Annotated in this window: 17 protein-coding genes; 16 read left to right on the forward strand and 1 reads right to left on the reverse strand. The window is 70.0% G+C overall.

Annotated elements, in window-relative coordinates; all coding sequences use genetic code 11:
* The first annotated feature begins 37 nt into the window (after positions 1-37).
* Positions 38-1,126, forward strand: a complete 1,089-nt coding sequence (prfA, locus tag O7632_RS08905) for a peptide chain release factor 1 (protein ID WP_278113025.1) — start codon at positions 38-40, stop codon at positions 1,124-1,126.
* Between the two features lie 54 nt (positions 1,127-1,180).
* On the opposite strand, the gene O7632_RS08910 is transcribed toward prfA, so the two are convergent.
* The gene (locus tag O7632_RS08910) at positions 1,181-2,737 is read right to left on the reverse strand and encodes a GGDEF domain-containing protein (protein WP_278113026.1); all 1,557 of its coding nucleotides are present in this window, start codon (positions 2,735-2,737) and stop codon (positions 1,181-1,183) included.
* Between the two features lie 143 nt (positions 2,738-2,880).
* Between O7632_RS08910 and prmC the strand changes: the two genes are divergently transcribed.
* The 15 genes from prmC (at position 2,881) to O7632_RS08985 (ending at position 15,026) form a co-directional block, all read left to right on the forward strand.
* The gene (prmC, locus tag O7632_RS08915; protein ID WP_278113028.1) at positions 2,881-3,738 is read left to right on the forward strand and encodes a peptide chain release factor N(5)-glutamine methyltransferase; all 858 of its coding nucleotides are present in this window, start codon (positions 2,881-2,883) and stop codon (positions 3,736-3,738) included.
* Positions 3,739-3,895: 157 nt separating this feature from the next.
* The gene (locus O7632_RS08920; protein WP_278119939.1) at positions 3,896-4,540 is read left to right on the forward strand and encodes an L-threonylcarbamoyladenylate synthase; all 645 of its coding nucleotides are present in this window, start codon (positions 3,896-3,898) and stop codon (positions 4,538-4,540) included.
* The gene (locus tag O7632_RS08925; RefSeq protein WP_278113030.1) at positions 4,541-5,170 is read left to right on the forward strand and encodes a phosphotyrosine protein phosphatase; all 630 of its coding nucleotides are present in this window, start codon (positions 4,541-4,543) and stop codon (positions 5,168-5,170) included.
* Between the two features lie 60 nt (positions 5,171-5,230).
* The gene (locus O7632_RS08930) at positions 5,231-5,650 is read left to right on the forward strand and encodes a hypothetical protein (RefSeq protein ID WP_278113032.1); all 420 of its coding nucleotides are present in this window, start codon (positions 5,231-5,233) and stop codon (positions 5,648-5,650) included.
* 255 nt (positions 5,651-5,905) lie between these two features.
* Entirely contained in the window at positions 5,906-6,121 is a 216-nt protein-coding gene (locus tag O7632_RS08935; protein WP_278113034.1) for a hypothetical protein, read from the forward strand.
* A 28-nt stretch (positions 6,122-6,149) separates the two neighbouring features.
* A complete protein-coding gene (gene atpB, locus O7632_RS08940) occupies positions 6,150-6,950 on the forward strand; it encodes a F0F1 ATP synthase subunit A (RefSeq protein WP_278113035.1) in 801 nt (266 codons plus the stop codon).
* A 111-nt stretch (positions 6,951-7,061) separates the two neighbouring features.
* A complete protein-coding gene (atpE, locus tag O7632_RS08945) occupies positions 7,062-7,271 on the forward strand; it encodes an ATP synthase F0 subunit C (protein ID WP_278113038.1) in 210 nt (69 codons plus the stop codon).
* 65 nt (positions 7,272-7,336) lie between these two features.
* On the forward strand, positions 7,337-7,879 hold the full coding sequence (locus tag O7632_RS08950; RefSeq protein ID WP_278113040.1) for a F0F1 ATP synthase subunit B: 543 nt from the start codon (positions 7,337-7,339) through the stop codon (positions 7,877-7,879).
* Positions 7,879-8,703, forward strand: coding sequence for a F0F1 ATP synthase subunit delta (locus O7632_RS08955; protein ID WP_278113042.1), 825 nt, complete (start codon positions 7,879-7,881; stop codon positions 8,701-8,703). Before O7632_RS08950 ends, O7632_RS08955 begins: the two co-directional genes overlap by 1 nt.
* Positions 8,704-8,758: 55 nt before the next feature.
* Positions 8,759-10,405, forward strand: coding sequence for a F0F1 ATP synthase subunit alpha (atpA, locus tag O7632_RS08960; protein WP_278113043.1), 1,647 nt, complete (start codon positions 8,759-8,761; stop codon positions 10,403-10,405).
* An 11-nt stretch (positions 10,406-10,416) separates the two neighbouring features.
* Positions 10,417-11,349 (forward strand): F0F1 ATP synthase subunit gamma, encoded by a 933-nt coding sequence (locus O7632_RS08965; protein WP_278113044.1) that lies wholly within the window; start codon positions 10,417-10,419, stop codon positions 11,347-11,349.
* Positions 11,349-12,803 carry a F0F1 ATP synthase subunit beta gene (gene atpD / locus O7632_RS08970; RefSeq protein WP_278113046.1) on the forward strand — a complete coding sequence of 485 codons (1,455 nt, stop codon included), beginning with the start codon at positions 11,349-11,351 and terminating at the stop codon, positions 12,801-12,803. Before O7632_RS08965 ends, atpD begins: the two co-directional genes overlap by 1 nt.
* A 267-nt stretch (positions 12,804-13,070) precedes the next feature.
* On the forward strand, positions 13,071-14,201 hold the full coding sequence (locus tag O7632_RS08975) for an LCP family protein (RefSeq protein ID WP_278113047.1): 1,131 nt from the start codon (positions 13,071-13,073) through the stop codon (positions 14,199-14,201).
* 84 nt (positions 14,202-14,285) lie between these two features.
* The gene (locus O7632_RS08980; protein WP_278113049.1) at positions 14,286-14,576 is read left to right on the forward strand and encodes a F0F1 ATP synthase subunit epsilon; all 291 of its coding nucleotides are present in this window, start codon (positions 14,286-14,288) and stop codon (positions 14,574-14,576) included.
* A gap of 12 nt (positions 14,577-14,588) precedes the next feature.
* Positions 14,589-15,026, forward strand: coding sequence for a DUF2550 domain-containing protein (locus tag O7632_RS08985; protein WP_278113051.1), 438 nt, complete (start codon positions 14,589-14,591; stop codon positions 15,024-15,026).
* The last annotated feature ends 4 nt before the right edge of the window (positions 15,027-15,030 follow it).

Here is a 15,030-nt window from a genome sequence, read left to right on the forward strand (position 1 = left end):
CGTATCCTCCCCGCTTGGTATCCACGGAAGGCATCTGATGAGCAGCGAACGTCTGGCCGCGCTTCTCGACGAGTACGCCGAGCTGGAGAAGCGGTTGGCCGATCCGGCGATTCACGCCGACCAGACCACCGCCCGCCAGGTGGGGCGGCGGTTCGCCGAGCTGGCACCGATCCACAAGGCCGCCGTCGAGCTGGCACAGGCCCGCGCCGATCTGGTTGCCGCCCGGGAACTCGCTGGCGAGGACGCCGGCTTCGCGGCCGAGGCCGACGAGATCGCCGCCGCGCTTCCGTCGCTGGAGGCCCGCCTCGCCGAACTGCTCATTCCGCGCGATCCGCACGACGCCAAGGACGTGATCGTCGAGATCAAAGCCGGGGAGGGCGGCGAGGAATCCGCCCTGTTCGCCGGGGACCTGCTGCGGATGTATCTGCGGTACGCCGAACGCCACGGTTGGCAGGTCGAGGTCATCGACTCGCAGGACTCCGATCTGGGTGGGGTCAAGGACGTCTCGCTCGCCGTCAAGTCGCGCGGGGTGCCCGAGGGGGGCAACGGTGTCTGGTCCCGGCTGAAGTGGGAGGGCGGCGTGCACCGGGTGCAGCGGGTGCCGGTCACCGAGTCCCAGGGCCGGATCCACACCAGCGCCGCCGGAGTCCTGGTGCTCCCCGAAGCCGAGGACGTCGACGTCGACGTCGACCCCAACGATCTGCGAATCGACGTGTTCCGCTCGTCCGGCCCAGGTGGACAGTCGGTCAACACGACCGACTCCGCGGTGCGGATCACCCATCTTCCGTCCGGCATCGTGGTTTCCTGTCAAAACGAGAAGAGCCAGCTGCAGAACCGGGAACAGGCGATGCGGATCCTGCGGGCCCGGCTGCTCGTCGCCGCTCGGGAACAGGCCGACGCGGCCGCCTCCGACGTACGTCGAGCGCAGGTGCGTACGGTCGACCGGTCCGAACGGATCCGGACCTACAACTTTCCGCAGAACCGGATCACCGACCATCGGATCGGCTACACGGCGTACAACCTGGATCTGGCGCTCTCCGGCGAGCTCGACGGTGTCCTCGACGCGCTGGCCGAGGCGGATCGGGCGGCCCGGCTCGCTGGCGACACCGAGCTGACCCGCCGCTGACCGTTCGTCAGCCCCGCCGCAACGAGCCCCGGTCCTGGATCAGCGGCGATGCGATCACCGGCCCGGGCGAGCGCGGGCCTTGGCGTCGCGCAGCTCCCGATCGGCGATCTCGAAGGCGGTGCCGAGCGCTTCGCGCAGGCCCGGCCCGGACCCGCCGACCTCGGCGTAGCCGACACTCACCCCGACCGGGGTTCCCGGGACGAGGGATTCCCATTCCTCGGCGGCGATCGCGACGGTGATCCGGCGGGCCACCTCCGCCGCTTCGACCCGGGTCGCTCGGGGCAACACCACGACGAACTCGTCCCCGCCGTACCGAGCGACGAAGTCCCCTCGGCGCATGACCCGGTTGACCACGCCGGCGACCCGCTGCAGCACCAGGTCTCCGGAGTGGTGGCCGTGGATGGTGTTGACCGACGTGAAACCGTCGAGGTCGCAGACCATCACCACCGCGCGCTCGCCCCGGCCGACCATGTCGGCGACGTAGAGATCGAGTTGACGACGATTGGCCAGCCCGGTCAACGGGTCGGTGAGCGCCTCGCCGGCGTACTGGGCGGCGGTCCTGCGCATCTCCTCCTGGTCCAGCCGTGCGGCGATGCCGTCCACGTACAGATCACGGAGCCGGTCGTTGCGCCGGGTCGCCAGGCGGAAGGCGTACCGGTCGGCGCGGTGCGCGGCGGCGTGGTCTCCGGCCCAGGTGTACGCCACGCTGCGCAGCCGGGGCTCCTCGGCGGCGCCCAGGGTCTCGGCGGAGACCATCGCCGCTTCCAACCGGACCAGTGCCTCGGCCGGCTTGTCGGCGGCGATCGCCAGACACACCACACCGAGCTGACGCAGGTCACGAGCTCGGGCGCTGTCGCCGCCGTCGATCATCAGGCGGGCGGCCTCCGGCGCGCCGGAGGGCAGCTGGACCGGCTCACCGAGGGCGGCCAGTCGGGCCAGCGCGTACCCGTACGCCACCCGGCTGCTGGGGCGCAGCCGGGCGGCCCGACCGGAGCGGACGAACTTGGCGAGGTCGCTGCCGATGTCCCGGAGCACCCGCAGGCAGCCGTCGGTGTCGCCGTGGTGGTCGAGAGCGACCGCGTTGCGCAGCCGGATGCCGGGTGCCGCGAAGATCTCCTCCGGAATGCCCGAGGCGTTGCCGAGCTGGCGGGCGCGCTCGATCGCGCTCAAGGCGTATCCGTGAAAGCTGAGGTAGGAGTAGGCCATTGCCAGGTCGTGCCAGCCCCAGGCGGTTTCCCGGTCGACGTCCGGGGCGGCGCCGAGCGCGCGGGAGCTCTGCACCAGGTGGGTGACGCAGCGGTCGAAGGCCCCCTGATGGTGGGCGGCGAGTGCGGCCAACGCGTGCAGGTGCCCGTGCAGGTAGGGCTCGTTGATGTCGCGGGCGGCGTCGAAGGCCCGGTCGACCGCGACCGCGTATTCGGCGGTGCGGCCCAGGTTGAGTAGGGCGGAGAGTCGTTGCACCAGCGCGTCGGCGCGCACGTACGGGTCGTCGCTGGTCCGGATGACGTGCTCGAACGCGACGCAGGCCTCGGCCGAGCGGCTGCTCTCCATCAGCGCGCGGGCGTCCATCAACGCCTGCGCCTGGCCGGTGAGCCGGTCGAGCCAACCCACGCACAACCTCCCTGAAGTCCGCTGGACCGTGGCGGAGCACGCGCCCGAGCGATCCTGGTGCCGTGGTGACCGACACTCTTTGGACGCTTCATGATTATGTCGTGAACCGCTTGCCGGAAAACAGCTCCCAGGAGCCGGATCGGATGCCGATATCGACCGTGTTGGCCGCCGCCACGGCGGAACTGACCCGTGCCGGGGTGTCCTCGGCCCGGGTCGACGCGGAGCTGCTCGCCGCCGCTGTTCTGGGCGTTCCGCGCGGCCGGCTAGCGCTGAGCAGCGGCTTTGATTACATCGATAAAGCTCGATTCGATGAATTCGTGTCCCGGCGCGCGGCCCGCGAGCCGGTGCAGTACCTCACCGGATCGGCACCGTTTCGTTATCTGGATTTGATGGTCGGTCCGGGAGTGTTCGTGCCCCGCCCGGAAACCGAACTGCTCGCCGAGGCCGGGATCCGCGAACTGCGCGCCCGGGGCGGTGGCACGCTTGTCGACTTGTGCAGCGGCAGCGGGGCCGTCGCTCTCGCGGTGGCACACGAGGTGCCGGCGGCGCGGGTACTGGCGGTGGAACGTTCCGAAGCGAGTCTGGACTGGCTGCGCGCCAACGCGCGGCGGCGGGCGGCGGCCGGGGACCGCCCCGTCGAGGTGGTGTCCGGCGACGTCACCGACCCCGACCTGCTCGCCGAGCTGGCCGCGACCGTCGACGCGGTGCTCTGCAATCCGCCCTACGTGCCGTTGGGCACGCCGGTGCCGGCGGAAGTGGCCGGACATGACCCGGCGGACGCCGTCTTCGGCGGACCGGACGGGCTGGCGGTGATCCGCCCGGTACGGGAGCGAGCGGCGGCCCTGCTGCGTCCGGGCGGCCTGCTCGCTGTCGAACACGACGAGAGTCATGCCGACGCCGTCGCCGACCTGCTCGCCACCGGCGGACGGTTCACCGAGGTCACCGGGCACCAAGACCTGACCGGGCGCCCCCGGTTCGTCACCGCGCTGCGGGCCGGGTGACCGGATGGGCGGGCCGGGTGACCGGATGGGCGGCGGGCTGGGCGGCGGACCGGGTGACCGGGGCGGCGGATTAGGTGACCGGGGCGGGTGACCGGGGCGGCAGGGTGGTGATCGGTGCGGATCGTCCAGCGGGCACGTGGCACACTGGCTCACCGTGATGCTTTATGACTGCCGGTCCGCCGCCGACCGTGACAAAGGCATCGCCGCGGCGATCGAGGCGGTCAAGAACGGCGAGCTGGTCGTGCTGCCCACCGACACCGTGTACGGCCTCGGCGCCGACGCGTTCACCTCGTACGCGGTCACCGCGCTGCTCAACGCCAAGGGCCGGGGCCGGCAGATGCCCCCGCCGGTGTTGGTCGGCTCCCGGCACACCCTCGACGGTCTGGTGCTGATCCTGCCGCAGACCGCCCGTGACCTCGCCGACGCGTTCTGGCCGGGCGCGTTGACGATGATCGTGGAGCACGCGCCGAGCCTCAACTGGGATCTGGGCGACACCAACGGCACGGTCGCGGTACGGATGCCGCTGCATCCGGTGGCGCTGGAGGTGCTGCGCGAAACCGGACCGATGGCGGTCTCGTCGGCGAACAAGACCGGCAAGCCCCCGGCGCTCACCGCCGCCGAGGCCCGCGAACAGCTCGGCTACTCGGTGCGCACCTATCTGGAGGCGGGGCCGTGTCCCGACCCGGTGCCGAGCACCATCGTGGACCTCACCGGGGACGTCCCGAGGGTGGTACGCGACGGCGCGATCCCGATCGAGAAGCTCCGCGACGTGGTGCCGGACATCATCGGTACGGAGTCCTGAGTGCCGCCGTTCACCGTGCTCCACGTCTGCATGGGCAACATCTGCCGGTCACCGATGGCGGAGCGGCTGTTGGTCATCGCGATGCGCGAGCGGCTGGACCGGTTGTCGCCGGTGACGGCGGCTCCGGCGCGGGCGGCGGCGGTGGAGGAACTGTTGCACAGCCACAGCGCCGGCACCGGCGGCTGGCACGCCGGGGAGGAGATGAATCCCCCGGCGGCCCGACAGGTGATCGCCCGGGGCGGTGACGTCGACGGGTTCGCCGCCCGCAAGCTGCGCTCGGACCAGATCGACGCCGCCGACCTGGTCCTCACCGCGACCGCCGATCAGCAGGAGTACGTGGTGGCACTGCGTCCGGACGCCGCCGCGCGTACCTTCGTGCTCGGCGAGTTCGGCCGTCTGCTGCCGGCGGTCGACGTCGCGGCGCTGCCGCCGGCGAGCGCCACGCCGGACGAGGTGTACGCCCGGGGAGTGGCGCTCGTCGCGGCGGTCGCCGCCGTGCGCGCCGAGGCGAGCCCGCAGCCCGGCGACGATCTGGACGACCCGTGGGGGCGGGGCGATCACACGTTCGCCCGGGTGGCCGACGAGATCGAGGAGACGGTGGGGGCGCTCGGCGCGGCGCTGCTGCCCTGAGCCGCTGCCTGATCCGGTGCCCTGGGAGGCCGAGCGGATGGACATGAACGACACCCGGTCATGGTCGGGGCGGCCGCGATGATGCGCGCGCGGCTGCGGCACCTGCCGGTGCCGCTGGTGGTGTCGGCGGTGCTCCTGGTGGTGCTGACGGCGATCGGTGCCGGGGTGGACGGTGGTGCCGGAGCGGCCGGAGCGGCGGCGGGGACGCTGCTGGTGGTGGGTAGCTACGTGGCGTCGAGTCTGGCGCTGGCCTGGGCGGATTCGGTACATCCGAAGATGGTGCTCAGTGTGGGGCTGCTCACGTACAGTCTGAAGTTCTCGGTGCTCGGCGTGGCGGTCTTCGCGGTGGCGGGGTCGGACTGGCCGGGCCAGCGGATGCTGGTGGTGGCGATCGTCGCGGGCACCCTCGGCTGGATCACGGCGCAGGTCTGGTGGACCTTCCGCGCCCGCATCCCGTACGTCGAAATCGATCCACGATGATGTCCGACCGCCGCTGATCCCTCCGCGTCGGGTAGATCATCCGGGTTCCGGGCCGCTGCCGGCCGGACCGCACGTAGTCGCGACCACGTCGCCGCAACGCCGATCTCGGGCGTGGCGCGGGGACTGGATACCGGTGAGCGCGGAAGAGGAGTACCGTGTGCTCCCATCTGAGGTGCCACCGGTCGCCCACACAACGAGGGTTGTGCGGGGGGTGACGCACAGCCTCTATCGTTGCCCTGATATGTTTCCGGCGTCATGGCCGGTGAACCACCTTCTGAACCCGCAGGCCCTTCGGGGGCCGACACGGGGTTCGCCGCGCTCGGCTATCTACTCGGCGGGATGGCCGTGTGGGGCGGGGCGGGGTGGCTCGTCGACCGTTGGCTGGACCTGCCCAACGTCGGGCTGCTGATCGGACTGATCGGCGGGACGGCGGCCGGGGTCTACCTGACCGTTAAGAAGCTGGGCGCGTGAACCAGGCCCGACCGACGGAGGATGCGCGTTGACTGAGCAGCCGACCGTTCTCGCCGCGGAGTTCCCTCCCGGCGTGGATGCCTTCGACTTCCGCAGCCTGATCCCCGGGCTGGAAGGGACCGCCTGGGCGGCCGCGTTCACCAAGATAACGCTTCTGCTGTGGATCGCCGCCGCGCTGGTGATGATCTTCTTCCTGGTCACCTACCGCAGCCCGAAGCTGGTGCCGACCAAGGGCCAGTGGCTGGCCGAGGCGGTCTACGGCATGGTGCGCGACAACATCGCCCGGGACGTGATCGGCAAGGACGGGGTGCGCTTCGCGCCGTACCTCACGGTGTTGTTCTGTTTCATCCTGATCAACAACCTCTGGGGCATCGTCCCGTTCGCCCAGATCTCCCCGATGTCGCACATCGCCTTCCCGATGGTGCTCGCGGTCGTCAGCTGGTTGCTGTACATCGGGCACGGCATCGCCAAGTGGGGCTTCGTCGGCTACGTCAAGCACGTCTGCTGGGTCTCCGGCGCGCCGCTGTGGGTGCAGCCGATCCTGGTGCCGATCGAATTCGTCTCCAACCTGATCCTGCGGCCCGTCACGCTTTCCGTCCGGCTTTTCGCCAACATGTTCGCCGGACACATGATCCTGCTGGTCTTCATTCTCGGCGGCGTGGCGCTGTTCCAGGCCGACAGCTTGTTCATCAAGCCCATCGCCGTCCTGAGCTGGGGCATGGCGATCGTGATGACCTTCTTCGAGTTCGGCATCATGATCCTTCAGGCGTACGTCTTCACCCTGCTCAGCGCGACCTACCTGCAGCACTCCCTGGCCGAGTCGCACTGATCCCGGCCCCCTGATCGGCACACGTTCGCGGTTCGTTTAGCGGGCGACAACTGAACATTCACCTAAACGTGCGCGTGATGGACACGCGTTCAACGCAGGAGGAAAACAACCATGGAGATCACCGGCAGCCTGAACGCCATCGGCTACGGCATCGCCGCCCTCGGCCCCGGTATCGGTGTCGGCTTGGTGTTCGCCGCCTACATCCAGGCGACCGCGCGCCAGCCGGAGAGCGCCGGCCTGACCCGGGTCTACATGTTCATGGGCTTCGCCGTGATCGAGGCGCTGGCCCTGCTCGGTCTGGTGCTCGCGTTCGCGCTCTGACGACCGGCGTGGTCTGACTCGGTGACCGGCAGCGCGAGCGCCGGTCCGGGCGAAGGGAAGTGTCCATGTACGAAGACGTCACGTACATAGCCGCGGAAGAGGGCGGGAACATCCTGCTCCCGCCGCTGTCCGAGATCATCGTCGGTCTGATCGCCTTCGGTCTGCTCGTCGCCGTCCTGCTGAAGTTCGTGTTCCCACGGATGGAAGCGATGTACCAGGCGCGGGTCGAGGCGATCGAGGGCGGCATCAAGCGGGCCGAAGCCGCCCAGGCCGAGGCGAACCAGCTGCTGGAGCAGTACAAGGCACAGCTGGCCGAGGCGCGTACCGACGCGGCGCGGATCCGCGACGACGCCCGGGCCGACGCCGAGGGCATCCGGCAGGACATCCTCGCCAAGGCGCGGGAGGAGTCCGACCGGATCATCGCGGCCGGCAAGGAACAGCTCGCGGCCGAGCGGCAGACCATCATCCGTGAGCTCCGGGCCGAGGTCGGCACCCTCGCGGTCGACCTGGCCGGTCGGATCGTCGGGGACGCGCTCGCCGACGAGGCCCGCCGCAAGGGCACCGTCGAGCGGTTCCTGGCCGACCTGGAAAGCACAGGAGCCCGCTGATGCAGTCCGCCACCAGCCGGGAGTCCTACGCGGCGGTGACCGGCCGCTTGGTCGACTACGTCGCCGGCACCACGCCGGACGCGGTCGCCACCACGGCCGACGAGATCCTCTCCGTCGTCGACCTGCTGCGTCGCCAGCCCCGGCTCCGGCGGGCGCTGGCCGACCCGGCCCGCCCCGCCGACGACCGGATCGGGCTGCTGAGGGGCCTACTCACCGGCAAGATCGGTGCGGACGGCGTCGAGCTGCTCAGCGCGGTCGTCGCGGCCCGCTGGTCGGCACCGTCGGAGCTGCTCGACGCCGCCGAACGACTCGGTGTCGACGCCGCCCTGTCCGGGGCCGAGAGCGCTGGCGAGCTGGCCGAGGTGGAAGACGAGCTGTTCCGCTTCGCCAAGATCGTCGACGGTGACCCGCAACTGGGCGCCGTGGTGGGCGACGTGACCGTGCCGGCCGACCGGCGGGTCGAGCTGGTCCGCACGCTGCTGACCGGGAAGGCGCTGCCGGCCACGGTACGCCTGGCCGAGCAGGCGGTACGCGGCTTCGGCGGCCGGTCCGTCGGGGCCGGGTTGAACCGGCTGGTCGAGATGGCCGCGGCGCGGCGGGACCGACAGGTCGCGCACGTGACGGTCGCCGCACCGCTGACCGAGGCCGAGGAGCAACGGTTGGGCACCACACTGGCCGGAATGTACGGTCGGGAGGTCTCCGTCAAGTTGACGGTCGACCCTGCCGTACTCGGCGGGATGAGCGTACGGATCGGCTCCGACCTGTACGACGGCACCGTGCGCCGCCGCCTCATCGACACCCGTAAGGCGCTCGCCGGGCGCTGATCCAGTCCATGCCGTCCGGGCTCGTCCCGGCCACTAGACATAGAGGAAGCAGAGGATGGCCGAGCTGACCATCTCGTCGGACGAGATCCGTGGCGCACTAGAAAGCTACGTCTCCTCCTACACGCCGGAGCTGTCTCGCGAAGAGGTCGGCACCGTGGCGGACGCCGGGGACGGCATCGCCCACGTCGAGGGCCTGCCCTCGGCGATGGCGAACGAACTGTTGGAATTCGAGGACGGCACGCTGGGCGTGGCGCTCAACCTCGACGTACGCGACATCGGTGTGGTCGTGCTGGGCGACTACGCCGGCATCGAGGAAGGGCAGCGCGTCAAGCGCACCGGCCGGGTGCTCTCCGTACCGGTCGGCGACGCCTTCCTCGGCCGGGTGGTCAGCGCGCTCGGCGAGCCGATCGACGGCCTCGGCGAGATCGCCAACGAGGGCTTCCGCGAGCTGGAGCTGCAGGCGCCGAACGTGATGGCCCGGCAGTCGGTGCACGAGCCGCTGCAGACCGGTATCAAGGCGATCGACGCCATGACCCCGATCGGCCGCGGCCAGCGGCAGCTGATCATCGGCGACCGCAAGACCGGCAAGACCACCGTCGCGCTGGACACGATCCTCAACCAGCGGGCCAACTGGGAATCCGGCGACCCGACCAAGCAGGTGCGCTGCATCTACGTGGCGATCGGGCAGAAGGCCTCCACCATCGCCTCGATCAAGGGCGTGCTGGAGGAGCACGGCGCGATGGAGTACACCACCATCGTCGCCTCGCCCGCCTCCGACCCGGCCGGCTTCAAATACATCGCGCCGTACACCGGATCGTCGATCGGCCAGCACTGGATGTACGGCGGCAAGCACGTGCTCATCGTCTTCGACGACCTGAGCAAGCAGGCCGAGGCGTACCGGGCCGTGTCGCTGCTGCTGCGTCGCCCGCCGGGCCGTGAGGCCTACCCCGGTGACGTCTTCTACCTGCACTCCCGGCTGCTGGAGCGCTGCGCGAAGCTCTCCGACGAGCTCGGAGCTGGCTCGATGACCGGCCTGCCGATCATCGAGACCAAGGCCAACGACATCTCGGCCTTCATCCCGACAAACGTCATCTCGATCACCGACGGTCAGATCTTCCTCGAGACCGACCTGTTCAACCAGGGCCAGCGGCCGGCGATCAACGTCGGTACGTCGGTCTCCCGGGTCGGTGGTGCCGCGCAGGTCAAGCCGATGAAGAAGGTCGCCGGCCGGCTGCGGCTGGACCTGGCCCAGTACCGCGAGCTGGAGGCGTTCTCCGCGCTCGCCTCCGACCTGGACAAGGCGTCGCGCAACCAGCTGGACCGTGGCGCCCGCCTGGTCGAGCTGCTCAAGCAGGCGAACTACTCGCCGTTCCCGGTGCAGGAGCAGGTCGTCTCGGTCTGGGCCGGCACCGAGGGCAAGCTCGACGACGTCCCGGTCGGTGACATCCGGCGCTTCGAGGCGGAGTTCCTGGAGTACCTGCGGCACTCCCACAAGGGCACCTTGGACTCGATCGCCGCGCACAACTGGGACGACGAGATCACCTCGACGCTCGACGGTGCGATCGAGAAGTTCAAGCAGATGTTCCTGTCCAAGGATCCGGCGCGGGTGATCAACGAGGCGCCGGCCGAGGCCCTGGAAGGCGAGCAGGAGCGCGAGAGCGTCACCCGGTACGTCGCCGACGCCGACGCCGAGAAAGAGTAAGGCGGTTCCGGATGCCAGCGCAGGTTCGGGTACTCCGCCAGCGGATCCGCTCGGCGAAGTCGATGAAGAAGATCACCAAGGCGATGGAGCTCGTCGCGACGAGCCGGGTCGCCAAGGCCCAGGCGCGGGTGGCGGCCTCGCTGCCGTACGCCAACGCGATCACCGGTGTGCTCACCGCGCTGGCCTCCAACGCCTCGGTCGACCACCCGCTGCTGACCGCGCGCCCACGGGTGCGGCGGGCCGGCGTGCTGGTGATCACCAGCGACCGGGGTCTGGCCGGCGGCTACAGCACCAACGCGATCAAGACCGCCGAGTCGCTGATCGCGCGGTTGAAGGAAGACGGCAAGGAACCGGTGCTGTACGTCATCGGCCGCAAGGGCGTGTCGTACTACCGGTTCCGTAACCGGCCGATCGAGGCGAGCTGGACCGGCTTCTCCGAGCAGCCTGGCTTCGCCGACGCGCGCGAGGTCGGCCAGACGCTGATCGCCGCGTTCCAGCGCGGCGCGGACGACACCGACGGCGCCGGGGCCGACCAGGTGCTGGGAGTGGACGAGTTGCACATCGTCTCCACCGAGTTCAAGTCGCTGATGACCCAGACCCCGGTGCCCCGGATCCTCGGCCCGATGGAGGTCAAGGACAAGCCGAAGGACGCTGCGGCGGGCGTGCTGCCGGCGTACGAGTTCGAGCCGAACGCCGAAGCGTTGCTCGACGCGCTACTGCCGAAGTACATCAACACCCGGATCTACGCGGCGCTGGTCGAATCGGCGGCGAGTGAATCGGCCGCTCGGCGGCGAGCGATGAAGAGCGCCACCGACAACGCCGAGGAAATGATCGAGAAGTACACGCGGCTAATGAACTCGGCGCGTCAGGCCGGGATCACCCAGGAGATCAGCGAGATCGTCGGCGGCGCCAACGCGCTCGCGGCGGCGGGAAGTGAAGTGTGATGACTGCCTCTGTAGAAACCCAGGCAACCGGAGCGACCGCATCGGCTACCGGCCGCGTGGTCCGGGTCATCGGCCCGGTCGTCGACGCCGAGTTCCCGCGCGACGCGATGCCCGAGATCTTCAACGCCCTGCACGTGGACGTCGCGCTCGCCGGCGGTGAGCGGACCCTGACCCTCGAGGTCGCCCAGCATCTCGGCGACAACGTGATCCGGGCCATCTCGATGCAGCCGACCGACGGCATGGTCAGGGGCGCCACGGTCCGCGACACCGGGTCGCCGATCATGGTGCCGGTCGGTGACGGCATCAAGGGCCGTGTGTTCAACACCATCGGCGAGTGCCTCAACCTCGCGGAGGGTGAGACGCTGCAGGTGACCGAGCGTCGCTCGATTCACCAGAAGGCGCCGGCGTTCGCCGATCTGGAGCCGAAGACCGAGATGCTGGAGACCGGCATCAAGGTGCTCGACCTGCTGGCCCCGTACGTCAAGGGCGGCAAGATCGGCCTGTTCGGCGGTGCCGGCGTGGGCAAGACGGTGCTCATCCAGGAGATGATCATCCGGGTCGCCAACAACTTCGGTGGTACGTCGGTCTTCGCCGGTGTGGGTGAGCGGACCCGTGAGGGCAACGACCTCATCCACGAGATGACCGAGTCCGGCGTCATCGACAAGACCGCGCTGGTCTACGGCCAGATGGACGAGCCGCCGGGCACCCGGTTGCGGGTCGCGCTCGCCGCGCTGACCATGGCGGAGTACTTCCGCGACGTGCAGAAGCAGGAAGTGCTGCTGTTCATCGACAACATCTTCCGGTTCACCCAGGCCGGTTCCGAGGTCTCCACACTGCTGGGCCGGATGCCGTCGGCGGTGGGTTACCAGCCCACCCTGGCCGACGAGATGGGCGAGTTGCAGGAGCGGATCACCTCGGTCCGGGGTCAGGCGATCACCTCGATGCAGGCGATCTACGTGCCCGCCGACGACTACACCGACCCGGCGCCGGCCACCACCTTCGCCCACCTGGACGCCACCACCAACCTGGAGCGGTCCATCTCCGACAAGGGCATCTACCCGGCGGTGGACCCGCTGGCGTCCTCGTCGCGGATCCTCGCCCCGGAGTTCGTCGGCCAGGAGCACTACGCGGTGGCCTCCGAGGTCAAGCGGATCCTGCAGAAGTACAAGGACCTGCAGGACATCATCGCCATCCTCGGTATGGAAGAGCTCTCCGAGGAAGACAAGATCACCGTCTCCCGGGCTCGGCGGATCGAGCGGTTCCTGTCGCAGAACACCTTCGCAGCCGAGGTCTTCACCGGCATCAAGGGTTCGTACGTGCCGGTCAAGGACACCATCGAGGCATTCCGCAAGATCAGCGAAGGGGAGTACGACCACTTCCCCGAGCAGGCCTTCTTCATGTGCGGTGGGCTCGATGACCTGGAGCGCAACGCCCGCGAGCTGATGAAGGGCTGACGACGGCGTCAGCCGTCGGCCTGGAAGAAGGGCTGACGACGGCGCGCCAGCCGCCGGCACCACGTCACGACCGCCCCGCCGATCCGGCGGGGCGGTCGTCGTTTCTCCCCGGTCACCGGCACCCCGGCCTCCCCGGTGACCCTGGCAGGCCGGTCACCCCGGCAGGCCGGTCACCCCGGCAGGCCGTGTCGGGTCATCCCCGGCGGCCGTTTGCGCCCGCCGCTGCCGGGTACCCGGCTGGCTCTGCGGCGGACGGGGGCGGGGTCAATGGCGGAGTCGAACGAGCCCGGCAACCGACGACCACGACTGAACCGCCCGGAACGCCGGGCGCTGGTCGCCGTACTCGTCGGGTTGCTGCTGGTGGCGGGCTCGGTGGTGCTGTTGAGCCGGACCGTCGTGGACCGGGCCGTCACCTCGGTGCCCACGGCGGACCTGTTCGGCGACGGCGGCGAAACGGCCGTGCAGGACGACCCGCTGACCGGGCCGGTGAACCTGCTGCTGGTCGGCATCGACCGACCCGAGAACCAGGCGCACCGGGTACCCCGAGCGGACACGGTGCTGGTGGTGCACGTACCGGCCGGACTCGACCGGGCGTACCTGCTCTCGCTGCCCCGCGACCTGCTGGTGGACATCCCGGCCTTCGGGATCAGCGACTATCCCGGCGGTGTCGACCGGATCAACGCGGCGATGGCGTACGGCAGCCGGGTGCCCGGTGTCGAACTGCCCGACCCGGTGCCGGGTTTCCAACTGCTCGCCGCGACTGTCGCCGCCCGTACCGGTGTCGACCGATTCGACGCCGGGGTGATCGTCAACTTCGCCGGACTGGAGCGGCTGGTCGACGCGATCGGCGGCGTACGGCTGCGCATCGACGCCGACGTGCGCTCCGCGCACCGGCAACCCGACGGCCGGCCGCGTCCCGCCAATCCGGACGGTCCCGGCTACATCGGCCCGCAGGCCGAGTATCAGCAGGGGGAGCAGGTGCTCTCCGGCTGGCAGGCGCTGGACTACGTCCGGCAGCGGGAAAGCCTGCCGGACGGTGACTACGGCCGGCAGCGACATCAGCGACAACTGGTCCGGGCTCTCGCCGAGCAGGTGATGACCCGGGAACTGGTCACCGACCCGGGGCGGCTGACCGCCGTGCTGGACGCCGCCGGCCCTGCGATGGTGGTGGACACCCGGGGTCGGTCGCTGCTCGACCTCGCCGTGGGGTTACGGCGGATTCGCGGCGACCGCATCGTCCCGTTGGACCTGCCCGGCGTTGCCGTCACCGGCGGTGACGGCGCGTATCTCGGCGAGCAGTTCACCGCCGCCGCCGACGACTGCCTCGCGGCGCTGCGCGACGGAACTCTCGACCAGTTCGTGGCGACCCGTCCCGAACTGGTCGATCGCGCACAGTGACCGGCTGTGGCCGGCACCCGGCTCTGGTCAGGACGTCCGCCCCGACTAGACTCGTAGACGTCCCCGCCACCAAAGGAGACCGCGTTGGCAAAGCAACTGCACGTCGAACTCGTCGCCGTCGAGCAGATGGTCTGGTCCGGTGAGGCCGAGATGGTCATCGCCCGGACCACCGAGGGCGAACTCGGCGTTCTGCCCGGCCACGCGCCGATGCTCGGTCAGCTCGCCGAGCCGGGTCAGGTGCGGATCACGCTGCCTGACCGGCAACAGGTCGCCTACGACGTCGCTGGCGGATTTCTCTCCGTGACCACCGACGGCGTGACGATCCTCGCCGAGGAAGCCACTCCGGCCGCACCCGCCACCGCGTCCGGCCACTGAGCGGCGGCGTCGATGTCGACCCTGCACTGGTTCGGGATCGGCGTCCTCGTCCTGCTCGCCGCGATCGCGACGCTGATCGTCCGGCGGGCACTGATGGCCCGGGTACGTGGCACCATCAAACTCAGCTTCCGGGTCAACACCATCGTCGATGGCCGAGGCTGGTCACCCGGATTCGGCCGGTTCGTCGGTGACGAGCTGCGCTGGTATCGACTGTTCAGCTTCGCGCTGCGTCCCAAACGAGTGCTGTCCCGCCGTGGGCTGGCGGTGGAGAGCCGCCGCAGCCCACGTGGCCAGGAGCGGCTGGCGTTGCCGCACGACTGGGTGATCCTGCGCTGCACCAGCCACCACGCGCCGGTCGAGATCGCCATGGCCGAGATCACGGTGACCGGGTTCAGCTCGTGGCTGGAGGCGAGCCTGCCGGGGGAGGACTCCCGCCGGCTGGCGGCCTGAGCGC

It is taken from the genome of Solwaraspora sp. WMMD406 (genome assembly GCF_029626025.1).
Lineage (GTDB): Bacteria > Actinomycetota > Actinomycetes > Mycobacteriales > Micromonosporaceae > Micromonospora_E.

What these genes read in the sequence shown, in the direction of transcription:
- prfA (WP_278113025.1), top strand. Translation starts at nt 38, where the DNA reads ATGAGCAGCGAACGTCTGGCCGCGCTTCTCGACGAGTACGCCGAGCTG.
- prmC (WP_278113028.1), top strand. Translation starts at nt 2,881, where the DNA reads ATGCCGATATCGACCGTGTTGGCCGCCGCCACGGCGGAACTGACCCGT.
- O7632_RS08920 (WP_278119939.1), top strand. Translation starts at nt 3,896, where the DNA reads ATGCTTTATGACTGCCGGTCCGCCGCCGACCGTGACAAAGGCATCGCC.
- O7632_RS08930 (WP_278113032.1), top strand. Translation starts at nt 5,231, where the DNA reads ATGGTCGGGGCGGCCGCGATGATGCGCGCGCGGCTGCGGCACCTGCCG.
- O7632_RS08935 (WP_278113034.1), top strand. Translation starts at nt 5,906, where the DNA reads ATGGCCGGTGAACCACCTTCTGAACCCGCAGGCCCTTCGGGGGCCGAC.
- atpE (WP_278113038.1), top strand. Translation starts at nt 7,062, where the DNA reads ATGGAGATCACCGGCAGCCTGAACGCCATCGGCTACGGCATCGCCGCC.
- O7632_RS08950 (WP_278113040.1), top strand. Translation starts at nt 7,337, where the DNA reads ATGTACGAAGACGTCACGTACATAGCCGCGGAAGAGGGCGGGAACATC.
- O7632_RS08955 (WP_278113042.1), top strand. Translation starts at nt 7,879, where the DNA reads ATGCAGTCCGCCACCAGCCGGGAGTCCTACGCGGCGGTGACCGGCCGC.
- atpA (WP_278113043.1), top strand. Translation starts at nt 8,759, where the DNA reads ATGGCCGAGCTGACCATCTCGTCGGACGAGATCCGTGGCGCACTAGAA.
- O7632_RS08965 (WP_278113044.1), top strand. Translation starts at nt 10,417, where the DNA reads ATGCCAGCGCAGGTTCGGGTACTCCGCCAGCGGATCCGCTCGGCGAAG.
- atpD (WP_278113046.1), top strand. Translation starts at nt 11,349, where the DNA reads ATGACTGCCTCTGTAGAAACCCAGGCAACCGGAGCGACCGCATCGGCT.
- O7632_RS08975 (WP_278113047.1), top strand. Translation starts at nt 13,071, where the DNA reads ATGGCGGAGTCGAACGAGCCCGGCAACCGACGACCACGACTGAACCGC.
- O7632_RS08985 (WP_278113051.1), top strand. Translation starts at nt 14,589, where the DNA reads ATGTCGACCCTGCACTGGTTCGGGATCGGCGTCCTCGTCCTGCTCGCC.